Raw genomic sequence first — 16853 nt, forward strand, 5'->3', positions numbered from 1 at the left:
GGAGCCTGGGGGGATTCGGCCGGCCGCGGCCGCTTCGGGTTCGGCGCATGCGGCGGCCGGGACGAATCCCCTGCCCCTTTCCTCAGAAAGAGGCGGCGACGGCGTCACGGTCGCGGTCGCGGGTGCGCGTCGATCCCGGTGCGTTCGTCGTGGCCGAAGGCCAGGTTGAGGTTCTGCAGCGCCTGGGTCGCCGCGCCCTTGAGCAGGTTGTCCAGCGTCGACACCACGACCACGCGGCGGCCGTCCTCGGACAGCGCGAAGCCGCCGACATCGACGTGGTGCTTGCCGGCGATGTCGCTGACCCACGGCGCCGCGTCGGTCACGTTGACCAGCGGCTCGCCGTCGTAGTGGCGGTGGTAGTGCTCGACCAGTTCCTCGCGCTCGAAGCGCCGCGACAGGTGCAGGTTCGCGGTCACGGTGAGGCCGCGGAAGTGCGGCGCGACATGCGGCATGAACTCGACCGGATGACCGAGGTGTCGGGTCACTTCGCGCTCGTGCAGATGCCCGGTCAGCGCGTACGGCATCAGGTTGTCGCGCAGCTTTTCGGGGTCGTTCTTGTCCGAAGGCGTGGTGCCGGCGCCGGAATAGCCGGACACGCCGAAGCACTGCACCGGCCCTTCCAGCACGTTGAGCAGCGGCGCGATCGCCAGCTGCATGGCGCTGGCGTAGCAGCCGGGATTGCTGATCCGGCGCTGGCCGTGGAAGCCGGCGCGGGTCAGTTCGGGCAGGCCGTAGTACCAGTGGTCGTCGAAGCGGTAATCGGCCGACAGGTCGATGATGACCGGGTCGGCGCCGGCCGCGTCGAACGCCGCCACGCAATCGGCGGCCTTGCCGTTGGGCAACGCCAGCACCACCGCGTCGGCGCCCAGGCCGGGCAGTTCTTCGTGGCTGGGCGCGCTGTAGCGCAGCTCGGGATTCTTGGCCGCGTACTCGGGAATGTGGTCGGCGAGCGTTTGCCCCGCCAGTTCGCGCGAGGACACGAACGCCAGCTCGAACTGCGGATGCGCGGCGATCAGCCGGACCAGGTCGGCGCCGACGTGTCCGCGCGCGCCCACGATGCCGATGGTCTTAGCCATGCGCCGCTCCGTTCGAGTGTTGGTCGAGTTTGTATTGCAGACTGCGCTTCACCGCCGGCCACTCCGTATCGATGATCGAGAACGCGACCGTGTCGCGCGGGCTGCCGTCGGCGTGACGGCGATGGTTGCGAAGCACGCCGTCCTGCTTGGCGCCCAGGCGCGCGATCGCGGTGCGCGAGGCCAGGTTGAACCAGCTGGTTTCGAAGCCTACCGCAATGCAGCCCAGGGTTTCGAACGCATGTCCCAGCAGCAACAGCTTGGCCTGGGTGTTCAGCCCGGTGCGCTGCACTCGCGGGGCGTAGAAGGTGTAACCGATCTGGACGCGCGGCACCGCCGCGTCCATGTCGTAGTAGCGGGTGCTGCCGACGACCTCGCCGCGCGCGTCGAGCACGGCGAAGGCCCACGCGGCGCCGCGCTGCTGCATCGCCAGCGCGGCCTCGATGTAGCCGTCCACGCCCTCCGGCGCCGGCACGTTGGTGTACCAGGCCTTGGCCAGCTCGCCGCCGGCCAGCGCCGCGCGCAGGCCGTCGGCATGGGCGCAGTCCAGCGGCTCCAGCGTCACGTGTTCGCCGCGCAGGCGCGGCTGCAGGCTCCAGGCTTCGTTGCCGGCCATCTCAGTCCTCCAGCGTCGGCGTGCGCCGGCCCGCGTATTCCACGCAGGCGGCGATCTCGTCGAAGCCGTCCATGCCGTACCAGAACACCTTCCACTTCTCCTGCTTCAGGCAGCCGTCGGATTCGGAGTAATAGAACGGATTGACCGCATTGCCGTGGCGCGAGCGCCAGAACACGCTGGGATTCTGCTCGCGCATCACCTGCCACACCGCGCGGCCGAGGCCTTCGCCCTGGGCGTCGTCCAATACGGCGAATTTATCGAGATACGTGCGGCCCTCGGCCTCGATCAGCACGATCGCGGCGCGGTAGTTCTCGCTGACGTAGGCCTGCTTGAGCTGGGTGTTTTCGAAATAGCCATCGACCAGCTTGCGCCCGAACGCGGAGTCGATCAGGCCGCGCAGGCGCGTCAGGTCCAACTCGTCCCAACGCGACGCCTGCAGCACCCGTTCGCCGCGCCGCACCAGGGTGCCCGAGCCCTTGTGGGTGAACAGTTCCTTGGCCAGCTCCGACGGTTTGGTGATCGACACCGACGAGGTCAGCGGCAGCTTGTCCAGCAGGTCCTTGATCTGCTCGATCTTGACCTTCATGCCGCCGTTGATCCACGGCTGCTGGATCAGGTGCTCGTACTCGGTCGACAGGTTGATCGAGTCGATCACCCGGCCGTTGTCGTCGAGCAGGCCGCCGGTGCCGGTCAGGAACACGATCTTGTACGGCTGCAGCACCTGCACCAGCTCGTTGGCGGCGAAGTCGGCGTTGATGTTGAGGATCTGGCCGCCGGGAGTTTCGCCGAGGCTGGCGATGACCGGGATCGAGCCGGCCTGCAGGCTGGCTTCGATCGGCGCGAGGTTGACCTTCTTCACTTCGCCGACCAGGCCGTACGTGTCGCGGTCGAGGAATTCGGCTTCGAACACGCCGGAGATGATCGAGGTCGCGCGGCCGTCGCCGGACTGCAGCGCCTCGACCAGCTTGAGGTTCTGCGACTGGAACACCCGGCGCACGATCGCCAACGCCTCGGGCGAGGTCACGCGCAGGCCGCCGACGGTCTGCTTGACGATGCCGGCGGCCGACAATTCCTCATCGAGCTGCGGGCCGGCGCCGTGGATGACGATCGGGGTCAGGCCCACGTCCTGCAGGAACGCCAGCGACGAAGTCAGCGCGGCAAGATCGTCGCGCAGTACCGCGCCGCCGACCTTGACCACCGCGAAGCGCTTGGAGTCGAGCTGGGAAAAACGCTTGAGGTACTGCGAGATTTCCTTGGCCGAGGCCATGCTCGACAGCAGCCGCACGATGGTCTGGCGGGTCTGCAGGTGGTTGTCCATGGAGACGCTCATTGCGCCTGGCTCCCGATGATCCGCGCCACGCTGTGCGCGTAGCGTTCGAGTTGGTCCAGCGCGACCCATTCGTCGGCGGTGTGCGCCTGGGCGATGTCGCCGGGACCGTAGACGATGGCGGTCAGGCCGCCGGCCGAGAACAGCGAGGCCTCGGTCCAGAAGTCCACCGCATTGCCGATCGGCAGGTTCAGCGCGTCGGCGAGGTCGCGCGCTTCCAGGCGCCGGTTCTCGGCGTCGGCGACGTCGCCGCCCGGCAGCGGCGGGCCGCGGAAGGTTTCTTCGTAGCGCTCGATGATGCCGGCGTCGCTGAGCGTGCCGAACAGCTCGTGCAGGCCGTCGATGGACTGCGACGGCAGCGGACGGAAGCCGAAGCGCAGCTCGGCGCTGGGCGCGATCATGTTGGCCTTGATCCCGCCTTCGACCCGGCCGATGTTGAAGCGCAGCCCGGTCAGGCCGCCGAAGCGCTGGTGCGATTGCGCTTCGACGTAGTCCAGCGCCTTGCCGCCCCAGCGCACCGCCTGGTGCAGCGCGCTGGCCTGCATGGCGTTGGCGCCGGAGGCGTGGCCGGCGACGCCGCGGAACTTCAACAGCACCGAGCTGATGCCGCGATGCGCCAGCACCGCTTCGCACTGGGTCGGCTCGGCGACGATGGCCTCGCTGAAACCGTGGCTGGTGGCGAGGAAACCGGCGATGCAGCGCGCGTCGTTGGCTTCTTCGTCGGTGGAGAACAGGAACGCGGCGTCGCCGTCGGTGACGGCGGCGGCGGCCAGCAAGCACGCGGCGGCGCCCTTGATGTCGCAGGCGCCCAGGCCGATGGCGCGGTCTTCGGTCACCCGCAACGTGTGCGGGTCCGCGCTCCAGGCTTCCGAGGACGGCACCGTGTCCAGATGCACGTTGAACAACCGGCGCGGATTGCCGCGCACGGCCAGCATCGACACCGCGCCGGCGCCGAAGTCGGTCACCTCGATGCGGAAGCCCGGCAGCTGGCTGCGCAGGTAGTCGAAAATGCCGCCGGTGCCGATCTCGCGCGGCGGGTTGCGGGTGTCGTGGGACACCAGGGCTTGGAGATGTTTGAGGACTTCGGGGAGCATGGTCGGGTTCGAGTCTTTCGCTTGCATGGCGGAAGAGAAGTGAGCGCAGAGGAGTGAGGAGTGAGCTAAAACAGAAGCAGAGCAGCTTTTACGCTCACTCCTCACTCCTCTCCGCTCACTCCTGGCAAGAGCGTCAGCTCTTGCGATTGATCTCCGCCCACAGCGTGCTGCTCATGCCGAACAGCTTGATGAAGCCTTCGGCCTCGGCCACGCCCCAGTCGGCGGCCTGGGCGTAGGTCGCGCCCTTGGCGTTGAGGATGTGCTTGGACTCGATGGCCACCGCATCGACGGTGCCGCCGTTGCTCTCCAGCACCACCTCGCCGTTGACCGTGCCCTGCGAGCTGGCCAGGAAGGCTTCCAGGTCGGTCTTGAGCGGGTCGTGGTAGAAGCCTTCGTACACCAGCTCCACCCACTTGCGCGCCACGTCCGGCTTGAAGCGGTTCTGCTGCTTGCTCAACACCGCTTCTTCGAGCGCGCGGTGCGCGGTCAGCAGCGCGATCAGGCCCGGCGCTTCGAAGATGATGCGGCCCTTCAGGCCGATGGTGGTGTCGCCGGTGTAGAGGCCGCGCCCAACGCCGTACTGCGCGAACAGCGCATTGAGCTTGGCCAGCAGCTTGTGGCCGTCGATCTTCTCGCCGTCCAGCGCCACGGCTTCGCCGTTCTCGAACGTCAGCTTGACCCGCAGCGCTTCGCTCGGCCACTGCGCGCGCGGCTTGCACCAGCCCACCGCGCCCTCGCCCGGCGCCTGCCAGCGGTCGATCTCGCCGCCGGACATGGTCAGGCCGAGCAGGTTCTCGTTGATGGTGTAGGCCTTCTGCTTGGCGCGCACGCCGAAGCCGCGCTCTTCCAGGTACTTCTGCTCGTAGGCGCGGACTTCGGTGTGTTCTTTCTGGATTTCGCGGATCGGCGCGACGATCTCGTAATCGCCCAGCGCCTTCACCGCCAGGTCGAAGCGGACCTGGTCGTTGCCCATGCCGGTGCAGCCGTGCGCGATCGCCTTGGTACCCAGTTCGGCGGCGCGCGCGAGCGCGGCTTCGACGATCAGGTAACGATCCGACACCAGCAGCGGGTACTGGCCCTGGTAGCCCTCGCCGGCCCACACGAACGGCTTGACGAAGCCCGACCAGATCGCCGGACCGCCGTCGACGGTGACGTGGCTGGCCACGCCGAGTTCGGCGGCGCGCTGCTCGATGAAAGCGCGTTCCTCGTCGTCGACGCCGCCGGTGTCGGCGAACACGGTATGCACGGCCCAGCCGCGCTCTTGCAGGTAGGGCACGCAGAAGCTGGTGTCGAGGCCGCCGGAGAAGGCGAGGACGATGGCGCGGTCGGTCATGGGGAGGTCCGGGGGAGAAGTGAGCGGAGAGGAGTGAGGAGTGAGCGGAAGCTGGAGCGCGAAGAGGCCGACGGAAGCGAGCGATTGCTTTTGCTCACTCCTCACTCCTCTCCGCTCGCTCCTAGATCAAAGCGGCCATGACCGCCTTCTGCACGTGCAAGCGGTTCTCGGCTTCCTCGATCGCGATGCAGTTCGGCGAATCCATCACGCCGTCGGTGGCCTTGACGTTGCGGCGCAGCGGCAGGCAGTGGCTGAACACGCCGTTGTCGGTCAGCGCCATCTTGGCCTCGTCGACGATGAAGTGCTTGTACTGCTCGCGGATCGGCTTTTCCGGGCCCCAGTTGCCGAAATACGGCAACGCGCCCCAGCTCTTGGCGTAGACCACGTCGGCGTCCTTGTAGGCGCTGTCGATGTCGTGGCTGACCTTGAGCGAGCCGCCGCTTTCGGCGACGTTCTGCTCGGCCCAGCCCATGTAGCGCTCGTCGAGCACGTAGTCCGGGGTCGGGCACAGCAGGGTCACGTCCATGCCCAGGCGGGTGGCGATGGTCAGCGCCGAATTGGCGACGGCGGTGTTGAGCGGCTTGGGGTGGTAGGTCCAGGTCAGCACGTACTTCTTGCCGCGCAGGTCGGTGGTGCCGAAACGCTCCTGCAGGGCCAGCGCGTGGGCGAGCTCCTGGCAGGGATGGGTGATGGTCTCCATGTTGATGACCGGCACCGGCGAATACTTGGCGAAGGCCTTGAGCACGACGTCCTGGCGGTCGTAGGCCCAGTCGACGAACTTCGGGAACGCGCGCACGCCGATCAGGTCGACGTAGCGGCCCAGCACCCGCGCCACTTCGGCGATGTGCTCCTCGGTGTCGCCGTCCATCACCGTGCCCAGGTCGAACTCGATCGGCCACGCGTCCTTGCCCGGCTGCAGCACGATCGCGTGGGCGCCGAGCTGGAACGCGCCCAGCTCGAAGCTGGTGCGGGTGCGCATGGACGGGTTGAAGAACACCAGCGCGATGGACTTTCCTTTCAGCTGGTCGCCGAGCTTGTTGCGCTTGAACGCGGCGGCCTGCGCCAGCAGCGCGTCGAGGTCGGCGCGCGACCAGTCCTGGGTGTTGAGGAAGTGCTTCATCGTCGTTCGGCGGTCCGTTAGGGGTGGAGCGAGGGAATGAGGGGAACCCGGGCGATGCGCGAGGCCCAAAACAAAAAAGCCCAGCGCTAGGCTGGGCTTCTCGTGTGTGCAGCTTGTTACACGAACGACGGCGCGATCCGTCACCCAGCGGATTGGCAGGGCAACGGTCGGCGCGCGCGCGAAGTCATGCCCGCCGCCATGTAGGCGGAGGTCAGGATGTCGGCGTCGGCGTAGTTCGGGTTCATGAGGCCGCGAATGCTCGCACGCGCCGGCCGTGGGCGCAAGCCGCGCGCGCCGCAAATGCGAACCCCGCCAAGCGGCGGGGCGGACGGACTGCGCGGGCTTCGGGACGCGCGGGCTTCGGAACGCGAGGGCGTCGGGACGCGCGGGCTTCAGCGCGAGGTGCTGATCGGCGCCACCACCGGGGTGACCGCGACCCGGACCTTGAGCTTGTTGCCCGGGTCCTCGGGCAAGCGCGATCGGAATCGCGCGCCTTTGTAGACGTAGTCCACGTCGTAGGCGATGGGACGGCGGAACTCGCGCTCCACCGGCACCGGGCGGCAGTTCTCGCCGGTGCTCGGCTTGGGGTCGCGCTCGCGGCCCAGAGCCTCGCGCACCGTGCCCAGCACCCGCTGGAAGCGCGAATCGCTCTTGTCGCCGGCTTCCGGGTCGCACTGCTGCTCGACCGTGGTCGCGCGCAGGGTCTGGTAGACCGGGGTCACCCGCAGCACCTGGGCGTAGTCGAAGCGCACGTTCTCGGCCTGCAGCACGGTGGTGTGCTGCTGCGCCGGCGCGGGCGCCGCCCACAGGACCGCCACGGCGCCGGACAGCGCCAGGATCGGGACCTGCAGGAGGAGTCGTTTCATCGGGCTCGCGCGGAGGTATTCGTGAATAAAGTGTAAGAGCAGTCTGCCGGGACGGCCTGAATCCCGCCTTTAGGCCCCGCCCCGCGGTGCGCCCGGCGGCGCCGCGTCGCGCTCGCCGGGCGCGTCCGGGCGCCCGCGCCGCGCCGGACCGGGCCGAACCGCGCAGATCCCCACGGCCGCCCGGGCCCAGCCCAGCCCGCGCAGGTCCCCGCCGCGGCCGGGAAATGTTCGCCCCGCCGGCCCGCGCAGCGCGCGCGGCCGCTAGAATGAACCCGAACCCAAGCCTTCCGTCCATGAGCCTGCATCTCTACAACAGCCTGTCGCGACAGGTCGAAGCCTTCGTCCCGCTGGATCCGGCCCGCCCGACCATGTATGTCTGCGGCCCCACGGTCTACAACTACGCCCACATCGGCAACGCCCGCGGGCCGGTGGTGTTCGACGTGCTGGCCGGCCTGCTGCGCCGCCGCTACGGCGCGCTGGCCTACGCCCGCAACATCACCGACGTGGACGACAAGATCAACGCCGCCGCGGCCGAGCAGCAGGTGCCGATCTCGGCCATCACCGAGCGCTTCGCCGCGATCTACCGCCAGGACATGAGCGCGCTGGGCGTGCGCCTGCCGGACATCGAGCCGGCCGCGACCGCGCACATCGGCGAAATCGTGACGATGATCGAGGGCCTGGTCGCCAGCGGCCACGCCTACCCGGCCGAGGGCCACGTGCTGTTCTCGATCGAGAGCTATCCCGGCTACGGCAAGCTCTCGCGCCGCGACATCGACGACATGCGCGCCGGCGCGCGCATCGAGGTCGCGCCGTACAAGCGCGACGCCGGCGACTTCGTGCTGTGGAAGCCCTCCACCGGCGACCTGCCGGGCTGGGACTCGCCCTGGGGCCGCGGCCGCCCGGGCTGGCACATCGAGTGCTCGGCGATGGCCGCCGCCCATCTCGGCGAGACCATCGACATCCACGCCGGCGGCAACGATCTGATGTTCCCGCACCACGAGAACGAGATCGCGCAGAGCGAATGCGCGCACGGCGGCAAGACCTTCGCCCGGTTCTGGCTGCACAACGGCATGCTCACCTTCGACGGCGAGAAGATGGCCAAGTCGCGCGGCAACATCGAGACTGTGCACGAGCTGCTGGCCAAGCATCCGGCCGAGGCGCTGCGCTATGCGCTGCTGTCGGCGCATTACCGGCAGCCGCTGGACTGGTCGCCGAAGCTGATCGAGCAATGCGCGCGCACCCTGGACCGGCTCTACGGCACCCTGCGCGAGCTGGCCGACGTCGACGCCGGCGCGATCGCCATCCCGGCGCAGATCGAGGCGGCGCTGAACGACGACCTGGGCACGCCGCAGGCGCTGGCCGAGATCGCGCGCATCGCCGCCGAAGCGCGCAAGGCCGCCGATCCGGGCGACAAGGCCCGGCTCAAGCGCGAGCTGCTCGGCGCCGGCCTGGCCCTGGGCCTGCTGCAGCAGGACCCGGCGGCGTGGTTCGCCGGCGCCGCCGGCGACCAGGACGACGAACGCATCCAAGCCCTGGTCGAAGAGCGCACCGCGGCCAAGCAGGCGCGCGACTTCGCCCGCGCCGACGCGATCCGCCAGCAGCTCGCCGACGAGAACATCCTGCTCGAAGACACGCCGCAGGGCGTGCGCTGGGTGCGCAAGCGCCCGGAGCCGCAGAAGACCGAGGCGGCCGACTCCTGAGGAGCCGGCCGCCAGGGGCCTGCCGTCGAGAGAGGCCTGCCGTCGGGGGCCCGGCCGCGAAGCGGGCCGCCCCTGGCAAGCCCGCTCCTGAGAAGCCGGCCCTTGAGGAGCCTGCTCTTGAAAGGCCCGCTGTTGAGAAACCCGCTGTTGAGACGTCCGCTCTCAAGAAGCCCGCTCTCAAGAAGCAGGCTCTCAAGAAGCCAGCCCTCAAGAAGCCCGCCCTTCAGCGACCGACCCCGCGGACGGCATCCGCCCATGCCGCCCCTGCGCAGCCGGCCGCGCGGCGCGCCGGAATGCAACGGCCGCGGCGATTTTTGCGTAACCGGGCCGCATGCCCGTCCGTCCCGATCCGGCCCCGTCCGGCCCTTGTCCCGCCCGACCCGCGCCGCCACCTAACGAACCGATGAACGCCCCCGCCCTCCCCGCTTCGCCGTTCCCGCTCGAACCCACCGCCGCCGAGGCCCAGGCCGCGATCCGCGACGAGTTCGCCTTCTTCGGCGACTGGTCCGAGCGCTACCAGTACCTGATCGACCTCGGCCGCAAGCTGTCGGACCTGCCGGAGGCCTACAAGACCGAGGACTACCGCCTGCTGGGCTGCCAGTCGATGGTCTGGATCGCGGTCGACGGCGACGCCGCCCGGCTCGACTTCCACGCGATCAGCGACTCGGCCATCGTCTCGGGCCTGATCTACCTGGCGCTGCGGGTGTACTCGGGCCGCAGCGCGGCCGAGATCGTCGCCACCTCGGCCGACTACATCGCCGACATCGGCCTGGCCAAGCACCTCTCGCCGACCCGCAGCAACGGCCTGGCCGCGCTGCTGGCCTACATCCGCGACCAGGCCCAACGCCGCTTGTGAGCGAAGCCGCCGCCCGCGCCGACCGTCCCCAGGACCCCGACGCGGGCGGCCCGGTCAGCGCCTCGCAACTGCTGCGCAATCCCGGCTTCGTCGGCCTGCTGGTCTATCGCCTGCTGGCGATGCTGTCCTACCAGATCGTCGCGGTGACCGTCGGCTGGCACGTCTACGAGCTCACCCGCGATCCGCTCGCGCTGGGCATGATCGGCCTGACCGAGGTCGTTCCCTACTTCTGCTTCGCCCTGTTCGCCGGCTACGCGGTCGACCACCTGCCGCGGCGCAAGCTCGGCATGTTCGCCTGCCTGGGCCTGCTGGTGACCACGCTGATGCTGGCCGGCGTCGCCAGCGGCACCCTGCCGGCCGGCGCGTTCGGCATCGGCACCTTCACCATCTTCGCCGCCATCGCCATCAACGGCGTGGTGCGCGCGTTCCTGTCGCCGGTGTACATGTCGCTGTTCGCGCGCGTGCTCAAGCGCGAGCACTTCGCCCGCGGCGCGGGCGTCAGCAGCGTGGTGATGCAGACCGGACTGGTGATGGGGCCGGCGCTGGGCGGCGTGCTGGTCGCCTGGGGCGGCAAGACCTCGGCCTATCTGGTCGCGGCGGCGTTCGCGCTGGCCGCGGCGATCGCCATCGTCAGCCTGCGCGTGACCGAACCGCCGCCGCCGGCCGAGCGCGCGCCGGTGTTCCAAAGCATCGGCGAAGGCCTGCGCTTCGTGTTCAACAATCAGGTCGTGCTCGGCGCGCAGGCGCTGGACATGTTCTCGGTGCTGTTCGGCGGCGCGGTCGCGCTGCTGCCGGCCTTCATCCACGACGTGCTGCATTACGGCCCCGAAGCGCTGGGCGTGCTGCGCGCGGCGCCGGCCGCCGGCGCGGTGCTGATGGGCCTGTGGCTGGCCCGGCATCCGCCGCAGAAGCACGCCGGGCGGCTGCTGCTGTGGGCGGTGGCCGGCTTCGGCCTGTGCATCGTCGGCTTCGCCCTGTCGCGCGAGTTCTGGCTGTCGGCGGCGATGCTGATGCTGTCGGGCATGTGCGACGGCGTGTCGGTGGTGCTGCGCTCGACCATCCTGCAGTTGTCCACGCCCGACGAGATGCGCGGGCGGGTGTCGTCGATCAACGGCATCTTCATCGGCTCGTCGAACGAGCTGGGCGCGTTCGAATCCGGGCTGGCGGCCAAGCTGATGGGGCTGGTGCCGTCGGTGATCTTCGGCGGCTGCATGACCCTGGCCGTCGTCGGCGCGACCGCGAAGCTGGCGCCGAAGCTGCGCCGGCTGGATTTGCGCGATCTGCAGTAAAGCCGGCGTCGGCGCTCAGCGCGGCGGGTCGCGCCGGTTTTCACGCGTATCGTTGGCCGCGGCGGCCGGCGCCTTGCGCAGCGCGACCACGATCGCGCCGACCAGCGCCACCACGCCATTGGCCAGGCCCACGATGACGGCGACCAGCACGTCGCCGTAACCCTCGACGTAATTCGTATCGACGTCCTGGCTGGCCAGGTTCCAGCCGATCACGCCGAACAGCGGCGAGCCGATCAGCAGGTTCAGCGCGAACATCGCCACCGCGGCGTAGCGCAAGTAGCCGCGCGACCAGTACAACAGCAAGGCGTTCCAGCCCAGCGCCAGCAACACACCGAAGATCAGGACGGCTTGTTCCATGTGCGGGTTCTCCTGGCGGTTGCGGCATCCTAGCCGCATTCCCCGCGCAGCGCGCCTCGGCCGCGCTGCGCCCACTGCGCGTACAGGCCGTCCTCCGCGTCCGGCCGCAACTGCCGCAGCGGCAAGCGCTGCCGCGCCGGCGGCAACGCCATCTGCGCGTAGACCGCGGCGGTGGACAGGCCGAACGGTTCGCCGTCCTCGTTCGAATAGGCGTAGTACGCGGCCTCGATCCCGGCCAGGTGCATCGCCGCCAGGCACATCGGGCAAGGATGGCCGCTGGCGTAGATCGTGCAGCCTTCCAGCCGGGTCACGCCGAGCGCGTGCGCGGCCTCGCGGATCGCCAGCAGTTCGGCATGCGCGGTCGGGTCGCCGGTGTCGAGGATGCGGTTGACCGCGCGCGCGAGCACCTGCCCGTCGCGCACCAGCACCGCGCCGAACGGGCGGCCGCCGGCGGCGGCGTTGGCGCGCGCCAGGGCCAGGGCTTGGCGCATGAATTCGAGGTGGCGCGGGTCGGCTGGGCGGTCGTTCACGGCGGGCTCCGGCAGCGGAAAGAGGACAGCGTGCCTGCGCGACGCGCGCGCGGCGTGGACCGATCCTGGCGGTTCGCGGCCGCGGCTGCCGGACATGGCGCGCAAAACCCGCTCGCCAGTGCGATGCACGCGGAATCCGGGGCATCCCCGGGACATGACGCTGAAGTCTCTGGATCCCCGCGTTCGCGGGGATGACGGCTTGGCGCTGCGCCGCGGCCCCCTGCTGCCGCGACATGCCACTGCCTCGAAACCCCACGGTCGCGACATCCCGCGGCCACGCCTCCTATTGCCGCGACACTCCACTGCCGCGACCACTGCCGCGCTCCACTGCCGCGAAACCCAGCTGCCACGGCACTCGCCTGCCGTCATGCCCGCGAACGCGGGCATCCGGGGCTTCACCGCGACACGACTCCAAAGCCCTGCCCGCGTTCACCGCAATGGCGGCAAGCGCGCACGTGGGCGCGGCCCGATCGGCCCACCGCCTACGCCGCCGCTCGCCCCCCCGGGCCCCCGCCCCGCCGAAAACGAAAAAGCCCGGCCGAAGCCGGGCTTTCGTCGCGATGCCGAGAGCCGATGGGTCAGTCGCCCATCTGCTTCTGCATGTGCTCCCAACGCTCTTGCGCGTCGATCGTGCGCTCGGCGGTAAGACGCGCTTCCAGGCGGTCCAGGCCGATGTCTTCGCCGGTATCGACGCAGAAACCGTAATCGCCCGAATCCACCCGCTTGAGCGTGCTGTCGATCTTGCTGATCAGCTTGCGGTAGCGGTCGCGGGTGCGCAGTTCCAGCGAGTTCTCGGTCTCGCGGGTGGCGCGCTCGGCCTCGTCGCCGACGTCGCGCACTTCGTCCTTGAGGTTCTCGATGGTCTGCTTGGACTCCTCGACCAGATCCGCGCGCCATTGCAGCAGGCGCTGGCGGAAATACTCGAGTTGCAGCGGGTTCATGTACTCCTCGTCCGCGGTCGGCTTGTAGCCTTCCGGCACGATCGGACGGCCGGTGGTGGGATCGTTCTTGTACGGAACGACCTTGACCTTGGTTTTCGGCGCGGGCGAGGCCGGCGTCTTGGTGGTCACCGCCACGGCGACCTTGCCGGCCGGACGGTTGCTGGATGCTGTCTGGGTCACTGTGTTCTTGCTTTGGTCGGAGATGATGCTGTCGGCCTGTTTCGCTGCGGACGCCGGAGCGGCCGGCGGAACAGACTGCGGTGGGGTTTTGGCTGCGGCTTGCGCAGGTTTCGTCTTGTCAGCTTGCGGCAATTTCGCTTCAACTTTTTTAACGCCGGCCTTGGCGAGTGCGGTTTCCTTGATCGGCGCCTCTTTTGCCGGCGCCGCCTTGGGCGTTTTGGCGCCCGAATCCTTCGTCGGCGCCTGCTTGGCCGGCGGATCCTTGACCGGCACCTGCGGCTTGTTCGTGTCCTTGATCGGCACCTGCGGCTTGGCCGCCGCGCCCTTCTTGGCCGCGGCGGGCGCGGCCGCCGGCTTCTTCGCCGTGGCCGGCGCGGGCTTGGCCGGCGCCTTCTTGGCCGGCGCCGGAGCCGCCTTCTTCGCGACCGGCTTGGCCGCGACCGTCTTCTTCGCCGCCTTGGCCGGCGCCTTGGCCGCCACCTTCTTCGCCGCGACCTTGGCCGGCGCCTTGGCCGCCGTCTTCGGTGCCGGCTTGGCCACCTTCTTCGCGGCCGGCTTCACGGTCTTGTTGACGGCCTTGGCGGCCTTCTTCGCAGGTTTTTTCACTGCCACGACAGGCTTGTCCTTCTATTCCCTGAGGGCGCCGACGGACGCGGTCCGGCGGCATCGCGGGCCAAGCATGACCCACCCGGCCATCAAATGCACATGCGCTCGATGACCGCAAGTGAAATCCGGCGCACGGCCGGTTTTCGCCCGGCCCGGACGGCACGGCTTTGCGTTTCGCGCCGCGGCGGACCTTCGTCTTGCACTTGCCTTGTTTTGGGGAAAGCGCGCTGTTATACCCTGCCCGGGCACCCTCGGCAACCGCATCGCGCGGGCTCCGCCGATGGCCGATCGCGGGGGTAAAATGCGTCCCTGCGCGGGGCTTTCGCCACGCTGCGTCCCCGCACCGTCACTACCGTTGCCGGCATTAAGGAAACGTGATCGCCCGCCTTCTCCTCGTCTTGCTGCGCGGCTACAAACGCTGGATCAGCCCCTTGCTCGGCCAGCGCTGCCGCTTCCACCCGAGCTGTTCGTCGTATTCGATGACGGCGATCGCGCACTACGGCGCGCTCAAGGGCAGCTGGCTCACCGCCAAGCGGCTGGCGCGCTGCCACCCGCTGCATCCCGGCGGCTACGACCCGGTGCCCGGCACCGAGGACGCCGCCGCCTCCCCCGCCTCCGACCCTGGACACTGCTCATGCCATCGACCCTGATCGTCAACGCCCGCCTGGTCAACGAAGGACGCGAGTACGACGGCGACCTGCGCATCGACGGCGAACGCATCGCCGAAATCGGCGCGGGACTGTCGGCGCGCGCCGGCGAGACCGTCCTCGACGCGCGCGGCCGGCGCCTGCTGCCGGGCATGATCGACGACCAGGTCCACTTCCGCGAACCGGGCATGGAATACAAGGCCGACATGGCCACCGAATCGGCCGCCGCGGTCGCCGGCGGGCTGACCACGTTCATGGACATGCCCAACACCAGCCCGCCGACCCTCGACGCGGCCGCGCTGGAAGACAAGTACCGCCGCGCCGCCGGTCGCGCCTGGGGCAACTTCGGCTTCTACCTCGGCGCCAGCAACGACAACCTCGCCGCGATCCAGTCGCTGGACCCGCGCACCGCGCCGGGCGTGAAGGTGTTCATGGGCGCGTCGACCGGCAACATGCTGGTCGACGATCCGGTGACCCTGGACGCGATCTTCCGCGATGTGCCGACGCCGATCATCACCCACTGCGAAGACACGCCGATGATCGACGCCGAGCTGGCGCGCTACAAGGCGCAGTACGGCGACGACATTCCGGCGCGCTTCCATCCCGACATCCGCTCGCGCGAGGCGTGCAAGAAGTCGACCGAGCTGGCGATCTCGCTCGCGCGCAAGCACAACACCCGCCTGCACGTGCTGCACATCAGCACCGCCGACGAACTGGCGCTGTTCCAGCCCGGCCCGATCGAGGGCAAGCGCATCACCGCCGAGACCTGCATCCATTTCCTGCGCTTCGACCGCGACGATTACGAGAAGCTCGGTCATTTGATCAAGTGCAATCCGGCGATCAAGGACCCGGCCGACCGCGAGGCGCTGATCCGCGCGGTCGCCAGCGACGTGATCGACGTGCTCGCCACCGACCATGCCCCGCACACGCTGGAAGAAAAGGCGCGTCCGTACACCTCGGCGCCGAGCGGTTTGCCGCTGGTGCAGTTCGCGCTCAACGCGGCGCTGGAACTGGTGCACGAAGGCCGGCTGAGCACCGCGCAGGTGGTCGACAAGTTCGCCCACGCGCCGGCCAAGCTGTTCGACGTCGAGCACCGCGGCTTCCTGCGCGAAGGCTATTTCGCCGACCTGGTGCTGATCGACGACGCGCCGTACACGGTGGCGCGCGAGGACGTGCTGTCCAAGTGCGGCTGGTCGCCGTTCGAGGGCCGCACCTTCCGCAGCCGCATCGCTTCGACCTGGGTCAACGGGCAGCTGGCCTGGGACGGCGTGTCGCTGGTCGGCGCGCCGAACGGCCAGCGCCTGGCGTTCGCCCGATGAGGATTGCGCTGCGCGCGGCCGCGCTGACGGTTGCGGCCGCGACGCTGGCGCCGGTCGCGTCGGCGTCGGCGCAGGTGGTCGCGTCCGGCACGATCCCGGACACGCCCGCCGAGACCGCGCCCGCCGCTAGCGCGAGCGCCGATGCGCGCACGGTGTTTCCCGCTTCGGTGCCGCAGGGCGCGATGGTGATCGGCAAGGTCCCGCCCGGCAGCGTGGTGCGCTACGGCGGCCGGCAGTTGCGGGTCACGCCGTACGGCAGCGTGGTGTTCGGCGTCGGCCGCGACGCGACCGGCCCGCTCAGCGTCGAAGTGCAGGCGCCCGGCGGCGCGCCGCAACGCGCGGCCATCGCGGTGACGCCGCGCGACTTTCCGACCGAATACATCCAGGGCGTCCCGCCCAAGACGGTCAATCCGCCGCCGGAGATCGCCGCGCGGATCGAGCGCGAACAGGCCCAGGTGACCGCCGCGCGCGCGCGCGACGACGAACGCCCCGACTTCGCCCAGCCGTTCCAGTGGCCGGTGCAGGGCCGCATCAGCGGCCGCTTCGGCAACCAGCGCGTGTACAACGGCAAGAAGGGCTCCGGCCATTCCGGCATGGACATCGCCGCGCCCACCGGCACGCCGGTGAAAGCGCCGGCCGCCGGCGTGATCACCTTCGCCGCCCCGGACCTGTACCTGACCGGCGGCACCGTGCTGCTCGACCACGGCCACGGCATCAGCTCGAACTTCCTGCACCTGTCGCGGATCGACGCCAAGGTCGGCGACCGCATCGCCCAGGGCCAGGTCATCGGCGCGGTCGGCGCGACCGGCCGCGCGACCGGGCCGCACCTGCATTGGGGCATGAACTGGTTCGACGTGCGGATCGATCCGCTGCTGGTGCTGGAGCGGGCGAAAACCGCGCCTTGAGCGTCGTGGGCCGAAAGCACTGAGTCGGCGGCGCGGTTCTAGCGGCTGCCGGCAGCAAGCGTCGACGTTGCATTGTCGTAGTCGCGGCTTGCGC

General features: G+C 69.6%; 16 protein-coding genes. 6 read left to right on the plus strand and 10 right to left on the minus strand.

Annotated elements, in window-relative coordinates:
* Positions 1–104: 104 nt before the first annotated feature.
* The 7 genes from argC to RDV84_RS22900 form a co-directional block, all read right to left on the minus strand.
* A complete protein-coding gene (gene argC / locus RDV84_RS22870) occupies positions 105–1076 on the minus strand; it encodes an N-acetyl-gamma-glutamyl-phosphate reductase (RefSeq protein ID WP_309151735.1) in 972 nt (323 codons plus the stop codon).
* Positions 1069–1689, minus strand: coding sequence for a GNAT family N-acetyltransferase (locus RDV84_RS22875; protein WP_309151736.1), 621 nt, complete (start codon positions 1687–1689; stop codon positions 1069–1071). Before RDV84_RS22875 ends, argC begins: the two co-directional genes overlap by 8 nt.
* 1 nt (position 1690) lies before the next feature.
* The gene (locus RDV84_RS22880) at positions 1691–3019 is read right to left on the minus strand and encodes an acetylglutamate kinase (RefSeq protein ID WP_057947085.1); all 1329 of its coding nucleotides are present in this window, start codon (positions 3017–3019) and stop codon (positions 1691–1693) included.
* Positions 3016–4110, minus strand: a complete 1095-nt coding sequence (locus RDV84_RS22885) for an acetylornithine deacetylase (RefSeq protein ID WP_309151737.1) — start codon at positions 4108–4110, stop codon at positions 3016–3018. Before RDV84_RS22885 ends, RDV84_RS22880 begins: the two co-directional genes overlap by 4 nt.
* 133 nt (positions 4111–4243) lie before the next feature.
* On the minus strand, positions 4244–5443 hold the full coding sequence (locus RDV84_RS22890; protein WP_309151738.1) for an argininosuccinate synthase: 1200 nt from the start codon (positions 5441–5443) through the stop codon (positions 4244–4246).
* 121 nt (positions 5444–5564) lie between these two features.
* Positions 5565–6563, minus strand: a complete 999-nt coding sequence (locus RDV84_RS22895) for an N-acetylornithine carbamoyltransferase (RefSeq protein WP_057947082.1) — start codon at positions 6561–6563, stop codon at positions 5565–5567.
* 392 nt (positions 6564–6955) lie between these two features.
* Positions 6956–7429: a hypothetical protein gene (locus tag RDV84_RS22900; protein WP_057947081.1), complete on the minus strand. Its 474-nt coding sequence runs from the start codon at positions 7427–7429 to the stop codon at positions 6956–6958.
* A 293-nt stretch (positions 7430–7722) separates the two neighbouring features.
* On the opposite strand from RDV84_RS22900, the gene cysS reads away from it, so the two are divergent.
* The 3 genes from cysS (at position 7723) to RDV84_RS22915 (ending at position 11274) form a co-directional block, all read left to right on the plus strand.
* Positions 7723–9129 (plus strand): cysteine--tRNA ligase, encoded by a 1407-nt coding sequence (gene cysS / locus RDV84_RS22905; RefSeq protein WP_309151739.1) that lies wholly within the window; start codon positions 7723–7725, stop codon positions 9127–9129.
* 403 nt (positions 9130–9532) lie between these two features.
* Entirely contained in the window at positions 9533–9985 is a 453-nt protein-coding gene (locus tag RDV84_RS22910) for a SufE family protein (protein WP_309151740.1), read from the plus strand.
* Positions 9982–11274 (plus strand): MFS transporter, encoded by a 1293-nt coding sequence (locus RDV84_RS22915; protein ID WP_425606195.1) that lies wholly within the window; start codon positions 9982–9984, stop codon positions 11272–11274. The genes RDV84_RS22910 and RDV84_RS22915 overlap by 4 nt, the downstream gene beginning before the upstream one ends.
* A 15-nt stretch (positions 11275–11289) precedes the next feature.
* Here the strand turns inward: RDV84_RS22915 and RDV84_RS22920 are convergent, their stop codons facing one another.
* From RDV84_RS22920 to dksA, 3 genes are all read right to left on the minus strand, one after another.
* The gene (locus RDV84_RS22920; protein ID WP_078997931.1) at positions 11290–11631 is read right to left on the minus strand and encodes a hypothetical protein; all 342 of its coding nucleotides are present in this window, start codon (positions 11629–11631) and stop codon (positions 11290–11292) included.
* Between the two features lie 29 nt (positions 11632–11660).
* Positions 11661–12161, minus strand: a complete 501-nt coding sequence (locus tag RDV84_RS22925) for a nucleoside deaminase (protein WP_309151741.1) — start codon at positions 12159–12161, stop codon at positions 11661–11663.
* Between the two features lie 578 nt (positions 12162–12739).
* On the minus strand, positions 12740–13894 hold the full coding sequence (dksA, locus tag RDV84_RS22930) for an RNA polymerase-binding protein DksA (protein WP_057947077.1): 1155 nt from the start codon (positions 13892–13894) through the stop codon (positions 12740–12742).
* A 368-nt stretch (positions 13895–14262) separates the two neighbouring features.
* Here dksA and yidD point away from each other — a divergent pair, with 368 nt between their 5' ends.
* From yidD to RDV84_RS22945, 3 genes are read left to right on the plus strand one after another with little or no spacing between them, the layout of a single operon-like run.
* A complete protein-coding gene (gene yidD, locus RDV84_RS22935) occupies positions 14263–14538 on the plus strand; it encodes a membrane protein insertion efficiency factor YidD (RefSeq protein ID WP_057947076.1) in 276 nt (91 codons plus the stop codon).
* Complete coding sequence (locus RDV84_RS22940) at positions 14523–15854, plus strand: dihydroorotase (RefSeq protein WP_309151742.1); 1332 nt, start codon at positions 14523–14525, stop codon at positions 15852–15854. The genes yidD and RDV84_RS22940 overlap by 16 nt, the downstream gene beginning before the upstream one ends.
* Positions 15851–16759 carry a M23 family metallopeptidase gene (locus RDV84_RS22945; RefSeq protein WP_309151743.1) on the plus strand — a complete coding sequence of 303 codons (909 nt, stop codon included), beginning with the start codon at positions 15851–15853 and terminating at the stop codon, positions 16757–16759. Before RDV84_RS22940 ends, RDV84_RS22945 begins: the two co-directional genes overlap by 4 nt.
* Positions 16760–16853: the final 94 nt, after the last annotated feature.

This window comes from Lysobacter yananisis (assembly GCF_031199375.1).
GTDB classification, from domain to species: domain Bacteria; phylum Pseudomonadota; class Gammaproteobacteria; order Xanthomonadales; family Xanthomonadaceae; genus Lysobacter; species Lysobacter yananisis.

Coding starts and splice junctions, on each gene's coding strand:
- argC (WP_309151735.1), bottom strand. CDS start 1,076: ATGGCTAAGACCATCGGCATCGTGGGCGCGCGCGGACACGTCGGCGCC.
- RDV84_RS22910 (WP_309151740.1), top strand. CDS start 9,533: ATGAACGCCCCCGCCCTCCCCGCTTCGCCGTTCCCGCTCGAACCCACC.
- RDV84_RS22945 (WP_309151743.1), top strand. CDS start 15,851: ATGAGGATTGCGCTGCGCGCGGCCGCGCTGACGGTTGCGGCCGCGACG.
- cysS (WP_309151739.1), top strand. CDS start 7,723: ATGAGCCTGCATCTCTACAACAGCCTGTCGCGACAGGTCGAAGCCTTC.
- RDV84_RS22885 (WP_309151737.1), bottom strand. CDS start 4,110: ATGCTCCCCGAAGTCCTCAAACATCTCCAAGCCCTGGTGTCCCACGAC.
- RDV84_RS22940 (WP_309151742.1), top strand. CDS start 14,523: ATGCCATCGACCCTGATCGTCAACGCCCGCCTGGTCAACGAAGGACGC.
- RDV84_RS22920 (WP_078997931.1), bottom strand. CDS start 11,631: ATGGAACAAGCCGTCCTGATCTTCGGTGTGTTGCTGGCGCTGGGCTGG.
- RDV84_RS22890 (WP_309151738.1), bottom strand. CDS start 5,443: ATGACCGACCGCGCCATCGTCCTCGCCTTCTCCGGCGGCCTCGACACC.
- RDV84_RS22900 (WP_057947081.1), bottom strand. CDS start 7,429: ATGAAACGACTCCTCCTGCAGGTCCCGATCCTGGCGCTGTCCGGCGCC.
- RDV84_RS22880 (WP_057947085.1), bottom strand. CDS start 3,019: ATGAGCGTCTCCATGGACAACCACCTGCAGACCCGCCAGACCATCGTG.
- RDV84_RS22895 (WP_057947082.1), bottom strand. CDS start 6,563: ATGAAGCACTTCCTCAACACCCAGGACTGGTCGCGCGCCGACCTCGAC.
- RDV84_RS22875 (WP_309151736.1), bottom strand. CDS start 1,689: ATGGCCGGCAACGAAGCCTGGAGCCTGCAGCCGCGCCTGCGCGGCGAA.